Below are 17,787 nucleotides of genomic sequence, written 5' to 3' on the forward strand. Positions count from 1 at the left end.
AAAAAAAAAAACGACAAAAACAGACCAAGTCATCCCTTAACGTCTCAGTAAGAGGTAGAGGTTTGGTGTGGGGGGGGGGGACGGGAGTATGGTTGTTCCCCCCCCCCCACTGCCCCTCCAGACGCCGACTTCAAGGCGATCCCGCCGCGACGGCGGAGCCGGCGCCATCAAACACAGTTCTGCCGCACCACCAAGACCAACAAAACACAAGACCACCAAGACAACCAAGACCACCAAACAACCTCCGAGCACCCCATAATCCCCACATGCCCCTGACCCTGGACCTCAGCACCGACGACCTGGCCGCCACCAGGCTCGCCGTCTCGCCGCTGTCCGAGACCGTCTCCGGGCTGCAAACCCTGGCCGGCTGCTGGGGCAGGACCCGCCACGGACGTTGGACCCGCTGGGCCGCGAACGAACTCGCCGCCCGTCCGCTGGATCTGTCCTGGACCTGGCCATTGCTCGTCACCGGCCGTACCAGCTGGCCGCAGTTCCTGCTGCCCGCCCCGGCGCGCGCGGCGAGCACGATCGACGAGGCGCTGGCCGCGATGTGCCGGACCACCGCGAGCCAAGTCCGGCGCAGCCTGCACGGCGTGTTCGGCGACCGCCTGCCCGCCCCCGCCCAGGCGCTCGCCGCCGATCCCGCGACGGGGCTCCGCGCGATCGCCGCGGAGCTCCGCCAGGCACATGACCGCCTGATCGCTCCGCACTGGCCCCGGCTGCGCGCCGTCCTCGACGCCGACATCGCCTACCGGGCCAAACAATGGGCCGACGGCGGCGCGGGCCGGCTGCTCGCCGACCTGCACACCGGGCTGAACTGGTCCCACAGCCAGCTCACTCTCGACGTCGACCGCCGTCCCTCGCCCGGCCGTCCTTCCGGCGGGCTGGTGCTCTCCCCCGTCGTGCTCGGTCCGCCGTGGGTGATGATCAAACTGCACACCACCACCCAGACCACGATCCGCTACCCGGCCCGAGGCAGCGGTGCATGGTGGACGGCCGTCGAACGCCGTCCCGCCGAACCCGCGGTCCGCTTGCTGGGCCGGCGCCGAGCCGAACTGCTGGAGACGCTCCGCTCCCCCGCCACGACCACCGACCTCGCCGAAGCCCTGCACGTATCGCCGAGCGCGGTTTCGCAACACCTCCGGGTCCTGCGCGACAGCGGCCTGGTCGCCGGGCGACGGTCCGGGCGAGCAGTCCTCTATCGGACCACCGAACAGGGAATGCGCCTCCTGGACCCCTCAGCCGAACCGCAAAGGTGACACCTCCACACCGCCTTCCCGCGAGACATCGGCCGGTTGTCGAGCAGCGAACCGAGCACGGAATGCACTGTCCGCCGAAGCAAAACCGGACGAACACGAGCCCCGCTCCGCCGAAATCGAACCCAGGCGGTCCGGATCCCGCGCTTCCCACGACCGAGGCACAAATGTGACAACTCCACCACCGATGCCACATTTCCGGAGTACGATCTCGCCGACCGCGGGCGGCCTCGCGGGGAGGGGAAGCGGCGGGGATGAGCGACACCTGGCAGGTGCCCGGGTTCACCGAGGTCGACGTGCTCGGCGTCGGCGGCTTCGGGCGCGTCGTGCTGGCCAAGCACCAGCAGTCCGGCCGCATGGTGGCGATCAAGTACCTCCTCGCGGAATACCTCGCCGACCCGGACATCGCGGCCGGGTTCCGGCGCGAGGCGTGGCTGCTGTCCGGCGTCCGAAGCCCGCATGTCGTGCAGTTGTTCGACTTCGTCGAGACACCGCAGGGCGCGGCGCTGGTGATGGAGGCCGTGCCCGGAGTGTCCTTGCGCGCGCTCCTGGCGACGGAAAACGTTCTCGCTCCCGAATCCGCGCTGGCCATCCTCAAAGGCTCGCTGCTCGGTCTCGCCGACGCGCACGCCGCCGGAGTCGTCCACCGCGACTACAAACCGGGAAACGTGCTGGTGTCGAGGGAAGGCCAGTCGAAACTGGTCGACTTCGGACTGGCCACTTTGGACGGACACAACGGACTGACCGCCGGTTCCCCGTCCTACATGGCGCCTGAGCAGTGGGCTGGGCAACCAGGCCAGCCGGCCACCGACGTGTACGCCGCGACCTGTGTGTTCTACCAATGCATCACCGGACACCAGCCGTTCGAGGGGACCACCACCGACGAACTGCGCTCGCTCCACCAGATGGCGCCCGTACCGCTCGACGCGGTGCCCGAGAAGCTGCGTCCGCTGATCGCGCGCGGCATGGCGAAGGATCCGGCGTGGCGACCGTCCACAGCGGACGCGTTCGTGTCCGAATTGGAGACCGTCGCGCGCAAGGCTTACGGAAAGGACTGGGAGAAACGCGGCTGGAAGCGCCTCGCCGCCTCGGCCGCCGCCCTGACCGCGCTCACCCCGCTGGCTCTTCTGACCACCGCCGGCACCGCCGCCGCACCGATCGGCGCCGGCGCGGTGGCGGCGGGAGTGCCCGCCACGGGCACCGGAGCGGGCGCGACGGCGGTGATCGTCGGCAAGGTCGTCGCCGTGCTGGTGGTCGTCGGCGCGCTGGTCACCGGCGGAATCCTGGTCTTCAATCGCCAAGACGATCCGCCGGCCCCCGCGGCGCTCACGGTGGCGATCCAGACCGACTCCGGACGCGACCAGGCCCTTCCGGTCGCCTACAACCTCCAGTATCCGCACGTGTCCGGCGGACCGGATGCCGTGCGGAAACGCCTCAACGACGCCCTGCGCGCCCCGATCGACAAGCGGCTGAAGGCCATCCGCGACGCACGGTCCTATCCGGACTGGCAGCAGCAGTTCACCGACACCGGGGATACGCCCTTCGCGCGATCGACCGCGCGGATCCTGCTGCAGACCCCGAGCCTGCTTTCCGTCCGCTACGACCACGAGCTCGACTCGAAAGTCCTGTGGCACACGACCTGGCGGTTCCCGGAAACCGTCACCGTCGACCTCGGCACCGGGAACCCGATCAGCCCCCAGGAAATGTTCCGGCCCGAAGTGCTGACCGCGGCCGGAATGAAAACACTGACCGACCGCATCGAACCGCACACCAGGAACGGCTTCTGCCAGCTGGCCTCCGTCGACGAAAACGGCCGGAAAACCACCATCGACGCCGCCGACCGGGTCCCGGGACGCGGTCACGTTCCGGAAGCCTCGATCGGATTCACCAAGGCCGGGGCCGAGTTCGAAATCCTGTGGTACGACCTGGGCTGCGTCACGGCGGCGGGGCAGGAAACCGTAACCGTTCCGTACGCCGAAATCTCCGATCTGCTGCAACCGAAGTTCGTGACAATGCTCGGCGCCCCGACAACTTCCGCACCACCGACCTCACCGGCATCCTCGTCTTCCCCGGCGGCCGGCAACACCTACACCAGCCCCCGCTTCGGTTTCACGACCCGCGTGCCGCAGGGCTACACCGCCGCGCCCTACAGCCCGGGCAACGGCGACGGAATGTCGTTCACCAACGCCACCCTCGACGCGACCCTCACCGTCTGGGGCACCAATTCCGGCGGCCGAACCACCGCAGCGGCATTGGCCGACGCGGCCGCCCAAGCAGAAGCACATGGCGGCCGCGTGACCTACCGCAAGGCCGAAGGCGACCACTACTCGATTTCCGGCTACCAAAACGACGGCAAGATCTTCTACGAACGAGGATTCTCCGGAGCGGGGTCGACGGCGTCGCTGCGCTGGGTCTACCCACAGGAGCACAAGAACGAACTCGACGCGCCGGTGAGCGCCACACTCGACGCCTTCCGTCCCGGCGATCTCTCCCAGCCGCACTGACCCCTACGACGCCGCTCCGGGTTCCCTAAAGCAGCGGCCCGATCCGGTCCGCGAGTTCGCCGGCGAGATAGTCGATAGCCATCCGGGCCCGGTGCGGCACCGAATGCGCGGAGGGATAGACCGCGTAAACCGGAGCGTCCGGAGTGGGCACATCGGCGAGGACCTGGACCAATTCGCCGCTCCGCAGCATCGGGGCGACATTCCACAGCGAACGCATCAACAACCCGTGCCCGGCAAGGCACCACTGGGTCGCGATCTCCCCGTCGTTGCTGATCATCGCGCCGGGGACCTTGACCGCGGCCTCGTCGCCGTCCGTGCCGAAGCGCCACATCGCGTAGTCCGAGTCGTTTTCGCGGATGACAATGCAATCGTGCCCGGCCAAGTCCTGAATGGACTGCGGCGGCGGACGCTCCCGCAAGTAGCCGGGCGCGGCGCAGACCACCCGGCGGTTCGGGTGCAGCAACCGGGCGTGCAAGCTGGAATCCCGTTGCCGCCCGACGCGAATCGCGAAATCGAACGGAGTTCCCGCGATGTGCAGCGGCAGATGCGACAGCTCCAGGTCGATCTCGACGCCGGGGTGCTGCCGCTGGAACCGGCCCAGCAGCGGCGCGATGTGCGCGCGGCCGAGCCCGATCGTCGAATGCACCGCGACCCGCCCGCGCACGCCGTGGCGGAGCCGGCCGACCTCGTCCTCCAGGTCCGTGATCTCGGGCAGCAGCCGCGCGGCTCCGGCGGCGTAGCGCTCCCCCTCGTCGGTGAGGTTCAGCCGGCGCGTGCTGCGCGTGACCAGCTGCACGCCGAGCCGCCGCTCCAGCTGGGTCAGCCGCTTGCTAACCGCCGACGGCGACACGCCCCAGCGGCGTGCGGCCTGCGTCAGCGTCTCCGAACGGGCGATGACGTCGAAGAACTGGAGATCGTCCAGTCCGGGCAGATCCATGCCGTTCCTTTCGCCTGACGCAACAGTGTCGTGCGAGTTCCGGGGTTTTTCCCGGCTTTTGTGCTTCTTACGATACGCATCATGAAGACCACCCACCGGATCGCGGTGATCCCCGGCGACGGGATCGGCAAGGAAGTCGTGCCCGAGGGCCTGAGGGCGCTCGCCGCCGCGGCGAAAACCGGCGGCTTCGACCTCGACCTGGTCGAGTTCGATTTCGCGAGCGCCGACTACTACCTCGAACACGGCAAGATGCTCCCGGACGACTGGTTCGAGCGACTGCGCGACTTCGACGCGCTGTTCTTCGGCGCCGTCGGCTGGCCGGACGCGGTGCCCGACCACGTGTCGCTGTGGGGCAGCCTGCTGCAGTTCCGCCGCCGCTTCGACCAGTACGTCTCGCTGCGACCGGTCCGGCTACTGCCGGGGGTCGCCAGCCCGCTGGCCCGCCGCGTCCCCGGCGACGTCGATTTCCTGGTCGTGCGCGAGAACACCGAGGGCGAATACTCCAGCATCGGCGGCAAAATCTTCGAGGGCACCGACCGCGAGACGGTGGTGCAGGAAACAGTCATGACGCGCACCGGCGTCGACCGGATCCTGAAGTACGCCTTCGACCTGGCGCAGGCGCGGCCCCGGCAGCGGCTGACCTCGGCCACGAAGAGCAACGGGATCTCGATTTCGATGCCCTACTGGGACGAACGCGTCGAGCGCATGGCCGCGGGCTACCCGGACGTGGCGACGGACAAGTACCACATCGACATCCTCGCCGCGAATTTCGTGCTGCACCCCGACTGGTTCGACGTCGTCGTGGCCAGCAACCTCTTCGGCGACATCCTGTCCGACCTCGGCCCGGCCTGCACCGGCACGATCGGCGTCGCGCCCAGCGCGAACATCAACCCGGAGCGGACGTTCCCCAGCCTGTTCGAGCCGGTGCACGGCTCCGCGCCGGACATCGCGGGCAAGGGCATCGCCAACCCGGTCGGCCAGATCTGGTGCGCCTCGATGATGCTGGAACACCTCGGCGAACCGGCTGCCGGCGCCGCCGTCCTGCGCGCGATCGAGGACGTCCTCGGCCGCGCCGACGCCCCGCGCACCCCGGACCTCGGCGGAAACGCCACCACCGCAGACCTCGGCAGCGCCATCGCCGACGCCATCCGCTGACCCTTCCGCTGGAGAACTCAATGACGAGCACATCCACACTAGACAGTCCGGCCACCCCGCGGAGAACCTGGAATCCCTTCAAGGCCAAGGTCGGCGGAGTGCCGCTGCCCGTGCCGGCAATCCTCACCGCGCTCGTCGTCGTCGCGGGCGCGGTGCACCGCATCCCGGAGGACATGATCGGCGGGCTGGCGGTGATCACCGGCTTCGGAATGCTGCTCGGCCCCCTCGGCAACCGGCTGCCGATCATCTCCAAAATCGGCGGCGGGGCGTTGCTGTGCTTGATGGTTCCGTCGGTGCTCGTCTACTTCGGAGTGTTCGACGACAACATCCTCAACGCCACCGCGGCCTTGATGAAGAAGGCGAACTTCCTCTACTTCGTCATCTCGGCTTTGGTCGTCGGAAGCATCCTGGGCATGCGGCGGACGACAATGCTCAAGGCACTCGTGAAGATCTTCCCGCCGCTCGTGATCGGCACCATCGCCGCCGTCGGGGCCGGAATCGGCGTCGCGATGCTGTTCGGATATTCGTTGCATCGAGCGTTCTTCTTCATCGTCGTACCGATCATCGGCGGCGGCATCGGCGAAGGCGTCGTCCCGCTGTCCGCGGGCTACTCACACGCGCTAGGCGGCGAGCCTGCTTCCTTTGTCGCACAACTGATTCCCGCCGCCGTGATCGGCAACATCGTCGCCATCGTCACCGCTGGTTTGCTTCGCCGCCTAGGCAGCCGCCGTCCGCACCTCGACGGCGGCGGCGATCTGGTCAAGCACAACGCGACCACGATGGAAGAACCGACCGCCGCCGTGGGTAATTACGGTGCCGGAATTCTGGTCATCTGCACCATGTTCGTCACCGCCACCCTCTGCGAACCCGCACTGCATTTGCCAGCCCCGGTTCTCACCATCGTTTTTTCGGTGCTGGCCAAGCTTTCCGGCGTGGTTCCCGCCAGCGTCGAGCAAAGCGCACGGGCCTGTTACGACCTGGTCGCCGGACATTTCGTCTATCCGGTCATGGTCGGGCTCGGCATGCTCTACGTCCCGCTGGCGAGCGTCTTCGGCGTGCTCTCCGTCGGTTTCGTCGTCACCTGCGCCGCGGTGGTCCTCGCGATGGCCGGTTCCGGTTTCCTCGTCGGGAAACTGCTGCGGATGTACCCGGTCGACGCCGCGCTGGTCACCGTGTGCCACAGCGGTCTCGGCGGCACCGGGGACGTCGCCATCCTGTCCGCGTCCGACCGGATGGTGCTCATGCCGTTCGCGCAGATCTCCACCCGCATCGGCGGCGTCGTGACTGTGATCAGCGCGGCGTCGCTCATCCAAGCTTTCCACTGAGGACGGTCATGAAGGTCCTGCTGGCTCCGGACAAATTCAAAGGCAGCCTCAGCGCCGCCGAAGTCGCCGCCCATCTGGCCGACGGCCTGGCCGACCGCGGGATCGACAGCCACACCCTCACGCTGGCCGACGGCGGCGACGGCAGTGTCGCCGCCGCTCTCTCCAGCGGCTTCCGTCCGGTGCCGATTACAGTCTCCGGCGCGACCGGCCAGCGTCGCCAGTCGGTCCTCGCCTTCGACGGCAGCACCGCCGTCGTCGAGGTCGCCAACACCTGCGGCCTGCAAACGCTTCCGGACGGCCTTGCTCCGCTTTCCGCTTCCAGCCGCGGTTTCGGCGAGGCGCTGACACGCGCCATGGAGCTTGGTCCCCGCCGCGTCGTACTCGCCCTAGGCGGCTCCGCCAGCACCGACGGCGGAGCCGGGATGCTCGCCGCCCTCGGCGCCGTTTTCACCGACTGGCACGGCCGGAAGATGAAAGTCCTTAACGGGCAAACACTTCCGGACATCGCCGCGATCGACCTGCCGCGTTGGGATGTCGAGATCGTCATCGCCACCGACGTCCGGAACCCCTTGCTGGGCCCGTCCGGGGCGGCGGCGGTGTACGGACCGCAGAAGGGTGCTGCTCCACCTGACGTCGCGTACCTGGACGCTGGTCTGGACCACTTTGCCCAGCTCGCCGATGCCCGCTCTTTGGCCGACACACCCGGCGCCGGCGCCGCTGGCGGCATCGGCTTCGCCGCCCTCCGGCTCGGCGGAAGGATGGTGTCGGGTGCCGACTTTTTCCTTGACCTGCTTGACTTTCCGACTGTCTTGCGCAGCTGCGACCTGGTCGTCACCGGCGAGGGCCGGATCGACAGCCAGACCGCCGAAGGGAAGCTCGCCGCCGCGGTCGCCCGGCGAAGCGCCGGAGTGCCGGTGATCGCGGTCGTCGGACACTCCGACCTGAAGCGAGAGGACGCGGCGGCGCTCGGCCTGTCCGCGGTGCACGCGCTGACTGATTACAGCGCCGATCCGGCTGCGGATCCGCAGTTGTCGGGTGAGCTTCTTCGGCGGATCGCGCGGACTGTCGAGCTGCCGGAACGCGAAAACTGTTAGACGCACTCCCGTCCGGCATGGTCTGATCAAAGCGAATGCCATCGTCGCGCGGACATCTAACCGAGAGACTTGCCTTTGCCGACAATGCACCCTGCCCCGAATCCGGTGGTGGTCCAGCGCCTCCTGACCGCTCAACTGCCCGAGCTGGCGAACCTCCCGCTGACCCGGCTCGACCCGGCCGGGTCGGACAACGTCATCTACCGGCTCGGGGCCGCATTGTCCGTGCGCCTGCCGCGCGGCGAGTGGGCGGCGGGGCAGCCGGAGAAGGAATCCCGGTGGCTCCCCCGGCTCGCGCCGCACCTGCCGTTGGCGATTCCCGAGCCGATCGCGCTCGGATCGCCGGGCGAAGGCTATCCGTGGCACTGGTCCGTGTCCCGCTGGCTGCCGGGTTCGCCACCGAAGATCGGCGGGCTCCCCCGACCGGACCAGACCGCCGCGGACCTGGCGGGTTTCGTAGCGGCTCTCCACCGGATCCCGGCCGATGCCGCGCTCGCTCCCGGGCCGCACAATGGGTTCATCGGCGCACCGCTCGCCCGCCGGGACGCCGAGACGCGTGTCGCGATTGCCGAGACCGCCGACGTTTTCGACAGCTCCGCCCTCACCGCGGTCTGGGATGCCGCACTCGCGGCACCGCCGTGGCCGCATCCGCCAGTGTGGGTGCACGGCGACCTGCATCCGGGCAACCTGCTGATGGCCGATGGGCAGGTGACTGCAGTCCTCGACTTCGGAGGACTCGGCGTCGGCGATCCGGCGTGCGACGCGCTGATCGCGTGGACGCTCTTCCCGGCTTCGGCACGCGAGATCTTCCGCGCCGGGTCGGGCCTCGACGAGGACACGTGGACCCGCGGACGCGGCTACGCGCTGAGCACCGGGCTCAACGCCTACACCGCTTACGCGGCAACGAATCCCCGGGTGGCGGCGAGCACGCGACACCAGATCGCCGAGACAGTGGCGGACTTCCAGCGCGACGGATTCCGCACCGCAGGTCGCTGACAACCGACAAATCCGGCGTGCTCCACTGCTCCATTCGGATGATCGACAACTCCCTCGCCCGGCATCCGCCCCCTCTCGCACCTAGCCTCGACGGACCCGGCGGCCGCACACTGTCCCCGCGTCAGCGAGGCCCAGCTCCGCGACCGGTTCCGACAACGTTGTCGGCCGGGGGCGCGACCGCGGGACGGCACGGCCGAACGAGAGGAAGATCGATCGATGGCTGATCGGATCACCGGGCAGGGCCAGGGAAGCCCGGACACCCCGGGCGAGGGGACCCCGAGCGAGGCAGCCGCGGGCACGACGACCCCGGGCACGACGACCGCGGGCAAGGCCGTTCCGGCGGAGGCGGCCGAACGCACGGCGGCTCCGGGTGAAGCGACCGCGGGCAAAGCGACCGCAGGCAAGGCGACGGAGGGCACGGTTGCCCCGACCGAGGCAACAGCCCGCACAGCCACCCCAGCCGAAACGACCCCTACCGAAGCGACCGCACGCAAGATCACCCCAGCCGAAGCGACCCCCACCGAAACGACCACATCCAAGGCCACCCCAGCCGAAACCGCCCCGCACAACGCGATCCCCACCGAGCCTCCCCCGCCCCAAGCCGCCGCGACCGGCGCGACCCCGGACGAAAGCAGCCCCAAAAAGCTCCGCTCCCGCCACATCACCATGATCGCCCTCGGGGGCATCATCGGAGCCAGCCTCTTCGTCGGCTCCGGCAATGTCGTCCGCGCCGTCGGACCCGCCGCCGTCGTCTCCTATCTCATCGGCGGCCTCCTCGTCTTCCTCGCGATGCGGATGCTCGGCGAGATGGCCGCGGCGCGGCCGGCGATCGGGTCGTTCATGGAGTACGCCCGGGTGGGGCTCGGCGAGTGGGCGGGGTATCTCGTCGGCTGGTTGTACTGGTATTACTGGATCGGCGTGATCGCGTTCGAAGCGGTCGTCGGCGGTTCGGTGCTCGGCGGGTGGTTCCCGGCGGTGCCGCAGTGGGTGTTCTCGGTCGTGCTGCTGCTCTTCTTCACCACCACGAACCTGGTGTCGGCGCGGTCGTTCGGCGAGGTCGAGTACTGGCTGGCGAGCATCAAGGTCGCCGCGATCATCGTGTTCCTCGCGGTCGGCGCGCTGTTCGCGTTCGGGCTCTGGCCGAAGGCGAGCTTCTCGATCCCGAACCTCTGGCAGCACGGCGGGTTCGCGCCCAACGGCTGGTGGCCGATCCTCAGCGGCGTCGCGATCGTCATTTTCTCCTACTTCGGCACCGAGATCGCGGTGATGGCCGCGGCCGAATCGGAGGATCCGGCGAAGGGCGTCCGGCAGGCGGTCAGCACGGTGATCTGGCGGATCCTGCTGTTCTTCGTCGGCGGGGTGCTGCTGATCGTCACCATCGTCCCCTGGAACCAGCTGCCGAATCCCAAGCAGGAGGGGCCGTTCGCGCACGCCTTCACGCTGTTCGGGCTCCCCGGCGCCGGGCTGGTGATGAACGCGGTCGTGCTCACCGCCGCGTGTTCGGTGCTCAATTCCGGGCTTTACTCCGCCGGCCGGATGTTCTCCGCGCTCGCCGAGAAACGGCTCGCCCCGCGCGTGGTGGCCAGGAAGAGCAAGGCCGGCGTGCCGGTCATCGCGGTGGTGGCTTGCACCATCGGCGGGTACGTCGCGGTCTTCGTCAACTTCGTCGCACCGGACTCCGGCATCTTCGACTTCATCATGAACTCCGCCGGCCTGGTCGCGCTGTTCGTGTACTCGTTCATCGCGTTCACCCAGATGCGGATGCGGCACAAGATGACGCCGGAGGAACGCGCCGGGCTGCAGCTCAAGATGTGGCTGCACCCGTGGCTCGGCATCCTGACCGTCCTCGGCGTCGTGGCGATCATCGTGGTCATGCTGCTGACCGACGACTCCGCCCGCACCCAGGTGTGGACGAGCATCGTGTCGCTGGCCGTGATCGCGGCGTTCTGGCCGCTGGTGCGCCGGGGACTGCGAAAGTCCGCCGCGAAGCAGGGCTGAGAGACGCTGCGGGTGCGGGAGCGAGCTTGACGGAGGTGCCAGAGGGCAGTCCGGGAAGGCGCGTCTTAAGCTGTCGCGGTGGCTGCTCCGCAGGTGATCGCCGGGCGTTACCGGCTCGAGGAACGCCTCGGGGCCGGAGGGATGGGTGTCGTCTGGCGGGCGAGCGACCTCGAGCTGCGCCGGACGGTCGCGCTCAAGCGGTCGCTCGACGGCGACGAACCGCAGATCCGCCGCGAAGCCCGGCTCGGCGCGGCTCTGCAGCACCCGAACATCGTCGCGGTGTACGACTCCGTTTCGGACGGTGCCGACCGGTGGCTCGTCATGGAGTACCTCCCGGCGCGCAGCCTGGCCGAGATCGTGCACACCGACGGCGTCCTGACGCCCGAGCGAGCCGCGACGGTCGGCGTGCAGATCGCGTCCGCGCTCGCCGCGATGCACGCACGCGGCATGGTGCATCGAGACCTCACTCCGGGCAACGTCCTGGTCGCCGACGACGGCACCGCCAAGCTCGCCGACCTCGGCATTTCCCGGGGCCACGAGGTCACGCTCACCGACAGCGCCCGCGTCGGCGGCACCGCCGGATACCTCGCGCCGGAAGTCGCCAACGGCGAGGCAGCCACCGCCGCGTCGGACATCTTCTCGCTCGGTGCCACACTGTTCGCCGCCGTCGAAGGCGGTTCTCCTTGGGGCAGCGGGGAAAACGGCCCGTTCGCGCAACTGCGCCGGGCTGCGGAAGGGACGCCTGAATCGCCGCGCAACGCTCGCGAACTCGGGCCCGCGTTGCAGGCGATGCTCAGCCGTCAGCCGGAAAGACGCCCCACAGCGGCCGAAGTCGAAGGGTTCCTGCGTGGCGCTCCGGTGCCCCGCGCGGTGAAGAAATCCAGACGGCCAGTGCTCATCGGCGCGACGCTGGGCGCGATTGTCCTTCTGGCCGCCGGGTTTCTCGTCTTCACCCGCGACGACGCCCCGCCCGCGAACGCGACCGCCGCACCGCCGTCGCCGGACCTCGTCGGCGACCCGCACACAGCCGACCCCTGCTCGCTGCTTTCGGTGAATTCCCTGAGCCAGTACGGAAAAGTCTTCCTCGAACCGAACCTCGGCACGTTCGCCCGCTGCGACCTGAACACGAGCCTGCCCGACGGCGGCGGCACGATCGTGACCAGCCTCGAGCTGTCCGAACCGGAGCAGTACCCGCAGGTGCCGCCGGTCCGCGGCAAACTCGGCGAGATCCGGCGGCCGAATCCCGACGCCGGAAAGTGCCGCCGGTCCTTTACTCTGCCGGATCTCACTGTCGTCACGGTGAGTTCCGTCCGCTCCGACAGCGCCGCCGCGCCGCAGCTGTGCGCGATGGCGGACGCCGTCGTCGGCGACGCCTACGCGCGCGTCGCCCGCAGCCCGATCGCCCGCCGCGCCCAGCCGTTCCAGCCGGGTTCGCTGGCGCGGACGGACGCCTGCACGCTGGTCGACGACGCCACGCTTCGCCGGACCGTCGGGCCGGACTACCCGCTCGACCGGCACTTCGCGAACTGGGCCTGTTCTTGGGGCCACGACGCGAAGTCGGTCGACCTCTACTACGACCGGCAGTGGCCGCTGGCGGAAGATCCGCCGGACGGACAGACGCGCACGACCGTCGGCGGACGGCCGGCGTACGTCGACCCGCACGAAAGCGCCGGCGACACGTGCGACGTCACCGTCGTCTACCGCACCTACTCGCCGACGCTCCCGGTGCTGGAAGGGACACCGGAGCGGCGGGACGAGGTCGTGCTGGTCGAGGTCACCGACGAAGCGAACAAAGGCAATCTGGCCGCCATCTGCGACACGGCGAAATCAGTCGCCGGAACCGTCGCGACCCGGCTGCCCTAGGAGCAGTTCAGCGACCTCCGCGAGACGGGGAAGTCGAAGTAGGTGTCCGGGAACGTCTCCGGCCGGAACGTGTAATGCCACCATTCCTCGGGCAGGTTCTTGAACCCGGCCCGCTCCAGGCCGTGCAGCAGGAGCATCCGGTTCTCCTTCTGCTTGCCGGCGATCCGCGGGTCGAGCGTGTGCGCGAGGGTGTCGAAGCAGTCGAAGCCGGTGCCCATGTCGAGCGAGTTGTCCGGGAACCGGTCGGCTTTCGGGCCGTAGCAAGGCTTCAGCGGTTCGCCGCGGTGGTACGGCCGCGTCGGGAACGCGGGAAGGCGGACCAGCGTCAGGTCGACCGTGCTTCCCCGGCTGTGGCCGGACTTCGCCGCGATGTAGCCGTCCGCGAAGAGCCGGTCCTTGTCCACGCGCGGGTAGAACTCGGCTTTCATCCGCAGGTCGGACAGATCCTCGGCCCAGCGCACGAAGTTGTCGACCGCGCGCTGCGGGCGGTAGCAGTCGTAGACCTTCAGCGTATAGCCCTGGCGCAGGAACGACAGCTGCGCTTTGTGCAGCGCGACGGCGGCGTCCCGGGTCAGGATGCACATCGGCTGCCGGTAGCCGTCGACCCGCGCGCCGGTGAAGTTGTGCGGCGTAAAGTAGCGGATTTCCTGCACGATGGTCGGATCGACGTCGCGCAAGGCGACGAATTCGGGCGGAGCCTTCGGCTCCGGGGCGGCCGGCGCCGGCGGGGCGGCGACGAGACAGGTCAGCAGGCTCATCGCGGCGACCGCCAGGCCGCGCATCGTCTTTCCGCGCATAACCGGATTGCTTACCACAAGATCGCGCCGAAGTCCCCGGGTACGGAGCGAGGCCGCACCCGGGGAAAGCTGGATCAGTAGTCCCACACCGTCGGCACGAAGCGGAACGCGTTGCCCGCGACCGCCACGTGGCAGACGGACGGGAACGGCAGGTGCGTCGCCACCAGCTGCTCGCCGCTGGCCGCCAGCTCCCGCAGAAGCCGGACCCGCACGCGTGCCGATTCCTCGGGATCGTGCTCGAAACCGTTGTACCAGTCCGGATTCTCGAACCCGGGCTGGAACACCGCGTCCCCGGCGAAGGTCAGCCGCTCGCCGCCCGATTCCAGCCGGACGATGCTGTGGCCGGGAGTGTGCCCGCCGGTTCGGCAGATCCGCACCCCCGGCGCCACCTCGTGCTCGGTTTCGAACGGCCGCAGCTGGCCGCGGTACACGTCGAGGAACCGCGCGGCGGTCGTGCGCAGCACCTCCGGGATCGGCTCCGGCATGACGGTGCGGGAAAAATCGGGAGCCTGCCAGAATTCCGCCTCCGCCGACGCGAGGTGGACTCGCAGATCCTCGCGCAGGCGGCCCCGCAGCCCCTCGACGAGCAGTCCGCCGATGTGGTCCATGTGCAGGTGGGTGAGCACCACGTCGGTCACCGACGAGGGGTCGATCCCGGCCGCGACCAGCCGCGTCGCCAGCTGCCCCGCGCGCGGGAAGCCCGGGAATTCGGTGCCCAGCCCGGAATCGACCAGGACCGTCCGGCCGCCGCTGCGCACCACGGCCACGTTCAGCGGCCAGTCGATCATCTCCGGCGGCAGGAACATTTCGCGGAGCCAGGCCGACAGGTCGGCCCGGTCGGCGTTGGTGGCCAGCGTTTCGGCGGTGATCGGCAGCACGCCGTCGCTGATCACCAGCACGTCGATGTCGCCGACCTTCAGCGCGTACCGCGAAGGAACCGCCTCGTCGAGACGGGCGGAAGGGGCCAAGCTCATGAGTTCTCCTCGGGAGTAGCACAGCCAGATCGTCGGCTAAGACCGGACAGCCGCCCGGTTTGTGACAACCCGCCGGGAAAAGGCTCGCTCGTCCATGGTCCAGCGACAGTCAGGCTTGCGGTGCCCTCGACGCCTTCCGCACCACTCGCCGCCGCCCGTCCGCGCGCAGCATCGGCTCGAACCGCAGCCGCGCCTCCTCCGCCAGCTCGGCGCCGAGGTCCACCTCGTACCCGCTCGCCGCCGTAGCGACGCGCAGCCGATCACCCCGCGCAGCGAGCCCGGTGATCCGATCCCGGGCCACCGCCAGCAACTGCACGCCGTGCGTCAACGGCCGCCGCCCCAGCACATGCCGGACCACCACCAGCTCCTGCCGCGTCAACACGACGAACGCCGCGGGCCGGGATTGCTGCCACAGCCATCGCCGCGGCAGTTCCGGCTCCGCACCGAGGTAGCGCGTATGCCGGGGATGCCCGAGTGCCACCAAGGGAGACGCCGGAAGCCGGTCCCAGCCGAGAGAAGGCGGGCCCGCGTGCGCCGGTTCCGCCGCGCCGGGCCGATGCGCGCGCGACCGCACGTGCGTCACCAGGTCGGCCACCGCGGGCCACGCCCACGAGCGGTAGCGGAAAACCAGTGTCGTCCGGACACCGGTTAGCACCAGGCAGGCGTGCTTGCCCGCCATCGCGTGCTCGACCGCCACCAGCTCCGGATACGGGATCGCGCCGACGATGCGCGGATACGGCAGGTCGTCGACCCACAGCGCCACCCCGCGCGCGCCCGCGCCCAGCGCCTGCTCCGGCGTCCACACGACGCCCTCGCTCGACGGCCGGGTCGCCGACGGGGCCAGGACCGTCTCGCCCGGGCCGACCAGGTCCGCGAGGTCCTCGGCCGCCGCGCCCGGCCGGGACCAGCGGGAAGGCGGTTTGGTGTCGAGCCGGTCGGCGAGGTCGCGGCCGACCTGGATCTCCCACGGCTCGGCCGCGGCGGTGAGCGCGGCCCGCGCCGCACCGATGCCGGACATGGGAGCCTCCTGCCGCCGCGGGAGCCGGGCCGGGTGCCCTGTGCTTCCAGCGTATACACCGCCGCGCGGCCGCTTCTCATTCCGCGGCGCACCGGGGTGGGACCGAGATCACCCGTTTGCCGCAACCCGCTTCGGCGATGCGCCCGCACCCGCACCGCCCCTAGAATCGGCAGCGCGGCACCGTAGCCACACCGTCCTTTGTGGACACAGCGCCGCGCGGCCAGCCTGCGTCGAACCTGGAGGAACCCCCGTGTCCGCACCGGAATCCGTGCAGATCGTCACCGCCCGGCGCATCGTGACCATGGCCGGCTCCGAGCCTCCGGCCTTCGCGGTCCGCGGCGAATGGGTCGTCGCGCACGGCACGGTCGCCGACCTGCGCGCCGCGTTCCCCGCAGCGCAGGTGCACGATTTCGGCGACGCCACCGTCATCCCCGGCTTCAACGACGCCCACCAGCACCCGACCGTCGTCGCCGCGCAGACCCTGCAGGTCGACCTGTCGCCGTCGCGGATCCGCTCGACGGCCGACCTCACCGCCGCCCTGCGCGAGCGAGCCGCCGCGACGCCGCCGGGCGAATGGATCATCGGCTGCGGCTACGACTCGTTCCGCAGCAACGGCGGCCGCGAACTCACCCGCGCCGAACTGGACGAGGCCTGCCCGGACCACCCCGTGCTGGTCGTACACGTGACGCTGCACGCCGGCGTCCTCAACTCCCCCGGCCTCGCCCTCTCCGGTCTCACCGACGCCAGCGAGCCCCCGCCCGGCGGCCACCTCGGCCGCGACGCCGCCGGCCGTCTCGACGGCGTCGTCCACGACCAAGCCCTCTACGACCTGGCGTTCCCCGCCTTCACCCCGCGCCCGACCATCGTGCGGGACCCGCCCACCGAGGTGCTGGCCGCCGCCTTCACCCGGCACGCCGCCGACCTGCACGCCGCGGGCATCACCTCCGTCGGCGACGCACTGGTCGGCCGCACCGAATGGCAGACGCTGCGCCACCTGGCCGACCAAAACCAGCTCACGCTGCGGGTGAACGCCCTGGCCGCCTACGACCATTTCGACTACTTCCGCGCTCTCCCCGACGCCCCGGTCACTCCGGAAACCCGGCTGCGCCTAGGCGGCGTCAAGACCTTCGCCGACGGTGCCGTCAACGGCGGGACTTGCCTGGTCGAACAGCCCATCGAAGGCACCGACAGCTACGGCCTGGAGCGAGTCTCCGCAGCCCAACTGGCCGACACCGTGCGCCACGTGCACGACGCCGGATGGCGAGTCTGCGTCCATGCCAACGGCGACCGCGCGATCCGCCGCGTGCTGGACGCCGTCGACCAGGCCCAGGCCGCCCAGCCGCGGCACGACCCGCGGCACCGGATCGAACACTGTTCCATCATCGACGACGAGATCCTGAAGCGCATGCGCGACCACGGCATGGTCGCGGTGCCGTTCGCGAACTACGCCGCCGCGCACGGGGACAAGCTGACCCAGTACTACGGGGCGGAACGCGTGGAGCGGATGTTCGCCCACCGGTCGATGCTCGACGCCGGGGTCGCCGTGGCCGGTTCGTCCGACCATCCGTGCGGGCCGTTCCCGCCGCTCTACGCGCTGCGCAGTTGCGTGACGCGCCGGGCGCCGGACGGGGAGTTGTTCGGGCCTTCGCAGCGGATCAGCGTCGAGGCCGCGCTGGGGGTGTACACGACGGGATCGGCCTACGCTTCCGGCGAGGAGGCGACGAAGGGGCAACTCGCGCCAGGGTTTCTGGCTGATTTCGCGGTGCTGGCGGAGGACCCGTTCGAGGCGGATCCGGAAGCGCTGGATCAGGTTCAGGTGCGGGAAACGTGGGTCGGCGGGCAGCGGGTTTGGTCGGCGTGATTTATCGAGGGA

Annotated in this window: 13 protein-coding genes; 9 read left to right on the plus strand and 4 right to left on the minus strand. The window is 69.7% G+C overall.

What is annotated here, in order from left to right:
* The first annotated feature begins 266 nt into the window (after positions 1 to 266).
* Together ACZ7OI_RS10625 and ACZ7OI_RS10630 are read left to right on the plus strand one after the other, a co-directional pair.
* Positions 267 to 1,259: an ArsR/SmtB family transcription factor gene (locus ACZ7OI_RS10625; RefSeq protein ID WP_470263922.1), complete on the plus strand. Its 993-nt coding sequence runs from the start codon at positions 267 to 269 to the stop codon at positions 1,257 to 1,259.
* Between the two features lie 251 nt (positions 1,260 to 1,510).
* On the plus strand, positions 1,511 to 3,760 hold the full coding sequence (locus ACZ7OI_RS10630; protein WP_470263923.1) for a serine/threonine-protein kinase: 2,250 nt from the start codon (positions 1,511 to 1,513) through the stop codon (positions 3,758 to 3,760).
* A 25-nt stretch (positions 3,761 to 3,785) separates the two neighbouring features.
* On the opposite strand, the gene ACZ7OI_RS10635 is transcribed toward ACZ7OI_RS10630, so the two are convergent.
* Positions 3,786 to 4,697, minus strand: a complete 912-nt coding sequence (locus tag ACZ7OI_RS10635) for a LysR family transcriptional regulator (RefSeq protein WP_470263924.1) — start codon at positions 4,695 to 4,697, stop codon at positions 3,786 to 3,788.
* Between the two features lie 81 nt (positions 4,698 to 4,778).
* Between ACZ7OI_RS10635 and ACZ7OI_RS10640 the strand changes: the two genes are divergently transcribed.
* The 6 genes from ACZ7OI_RS10640 (at position 4,779) to ACZ7OI_RS10665 (ending at position 13,125) form a co-directional block, all read left to right on the plus strand.
* A complete protein-coding gene (locus tag ACZ7OI_RS10640; protein ID WP_470263925.1) occupies positions 4,779 to 5,852 on the plus strand; it encodes a tartrate dehydrogenase in 1,074 nt (357 codons plus the stop codon).
* Positions 5,853 to 5,872: 20 nt separating this feature from the next.
* Complete coding sequence (locus ACZ7OI_RS10645; protein ID WP_470263926.1) at positions 5,873 to 7,177, plus strand: 2-hydroxycarboxylate transporter family protein; 1,305 nt, start codon at positions 5,873 to 5,875, stop codon at positions 7,175 to 7,177.
* A gap of 8 nt (positions 7,178 to 7,185) precedes the next feature.
* A complete protein-coding gene (locus ACZ7OI_RS10650; RefSeq protein ID WP_470263927.1) occupies positions 7,186 to 8,271 on the plus strand; it encodes a glycerate kinase in 1,086 nt (361 codons plus the stop codon).
* Between the two features lie 108 nt (positions 8,272 to 8,379).
* Positions 8,380 to 9,264 (plus strand): aminoglycoside phosphotransferase family protein, encoded by an 885-nt coding sequence (locus ACZ7OI_RS10655; RefSeq protein WP_470263928.1) that lies wholly within the window; start codon positions 8,380 to 8,382, stop codon positions 9,262 to 9,264.
* A 216-nt stretch (positions 9,265 to 9,480) separates the two neighbouring features.
* Entirely contained in the window at positions 9,481 to 11,262 is a 1,782-nt protein-coding gene (locus ACZ7OI_RS10660; protein ID WP_470263929.1) for an amino acid permease, read from the plus strand.
* A gap of 78 nt (positions 11,263 to 11,340) precedes the next feature.
* On the plus strand, positions 11,341 to 13,125 hold the full coding sequence (locus tag ACZ7OI_RS10665) for a serine/threonine-protein kinase (protein ID WP_470263930.1): 1,785 nt from the start codon (positions 11,341 to 11,343) through the stop codon (positions 13,123 to 13,125).
* Here ACZ7OI_RS10665 and ACZ7OI_RS10670 read toward each other — a convergent pair.
* From ACZ7OI_RS10670 to ACZ7OI_RS10680, 3 genes are all read right to left on the minus strand, one after another.
* Complete coding sequence (locus tag ACZ7OI_RS10670) at positions 13,122 to 13,922, minus strand: M15 family metallopeptidase (protein ID WP_470263931.1); 801 nt, start codon at positions 13,920 to 13,922, stop codon at positions 13,122 to 13,124. The two genes, ACZ7OI_RS10665 and ACZ7OI_RS10670, sit on opposite strands and share 4 nt — an antisense overlap.
* A gap of 74 nt (positions 13,923 to 13,996) precedes the next feature.
* Positions 13,997 to 14,896 (minus strand): MBL fold metallo-hydrolase, encoded by a 900-nt coding sequence (locus ACZ7OI_RS10675; protein ID WP_470263932.1) that lies wholly within the window; start codon positions 14,894 to 14,896, stop codon positions 13,997 to 13,999.
* Between the two features lie 109 nt (positions 14,897 to 15,005).
* Positions 15,006 to 15,914: a hypothetical protein gene (locus ACZ7OI_RS10680; RefSeq protein WP_470263933.1), complete on the minus strand. Its 909-nt coding sequence runs from the start codon at positions 15,912 to 15,914 to the stop codon at positions 15,006 to 15,008.
* A gap of 250 nt (positions 15,915 to 16,164) precedes the next feature.
* Between ACZ7OI_RS10680 and ACZ7OI_RS10685 the strand changes: the two genes are divergently transcribed.
* Entirely contained in the window at positions 16,165 to 17,775 is a 1,611-nt protein-coding gene (locus tag ACZ7OI_RS10685) for an amidohydrolase (protein ID WP_470263934.1), read from the plus strand.
* The last annotated feature ends 12 nt before the right edge of the window (positions 17,776 to 17,787 follow it).

It is taken from the genome of Amycolatopsis sp. NPDC114503, from assembly GCF_055633655.1.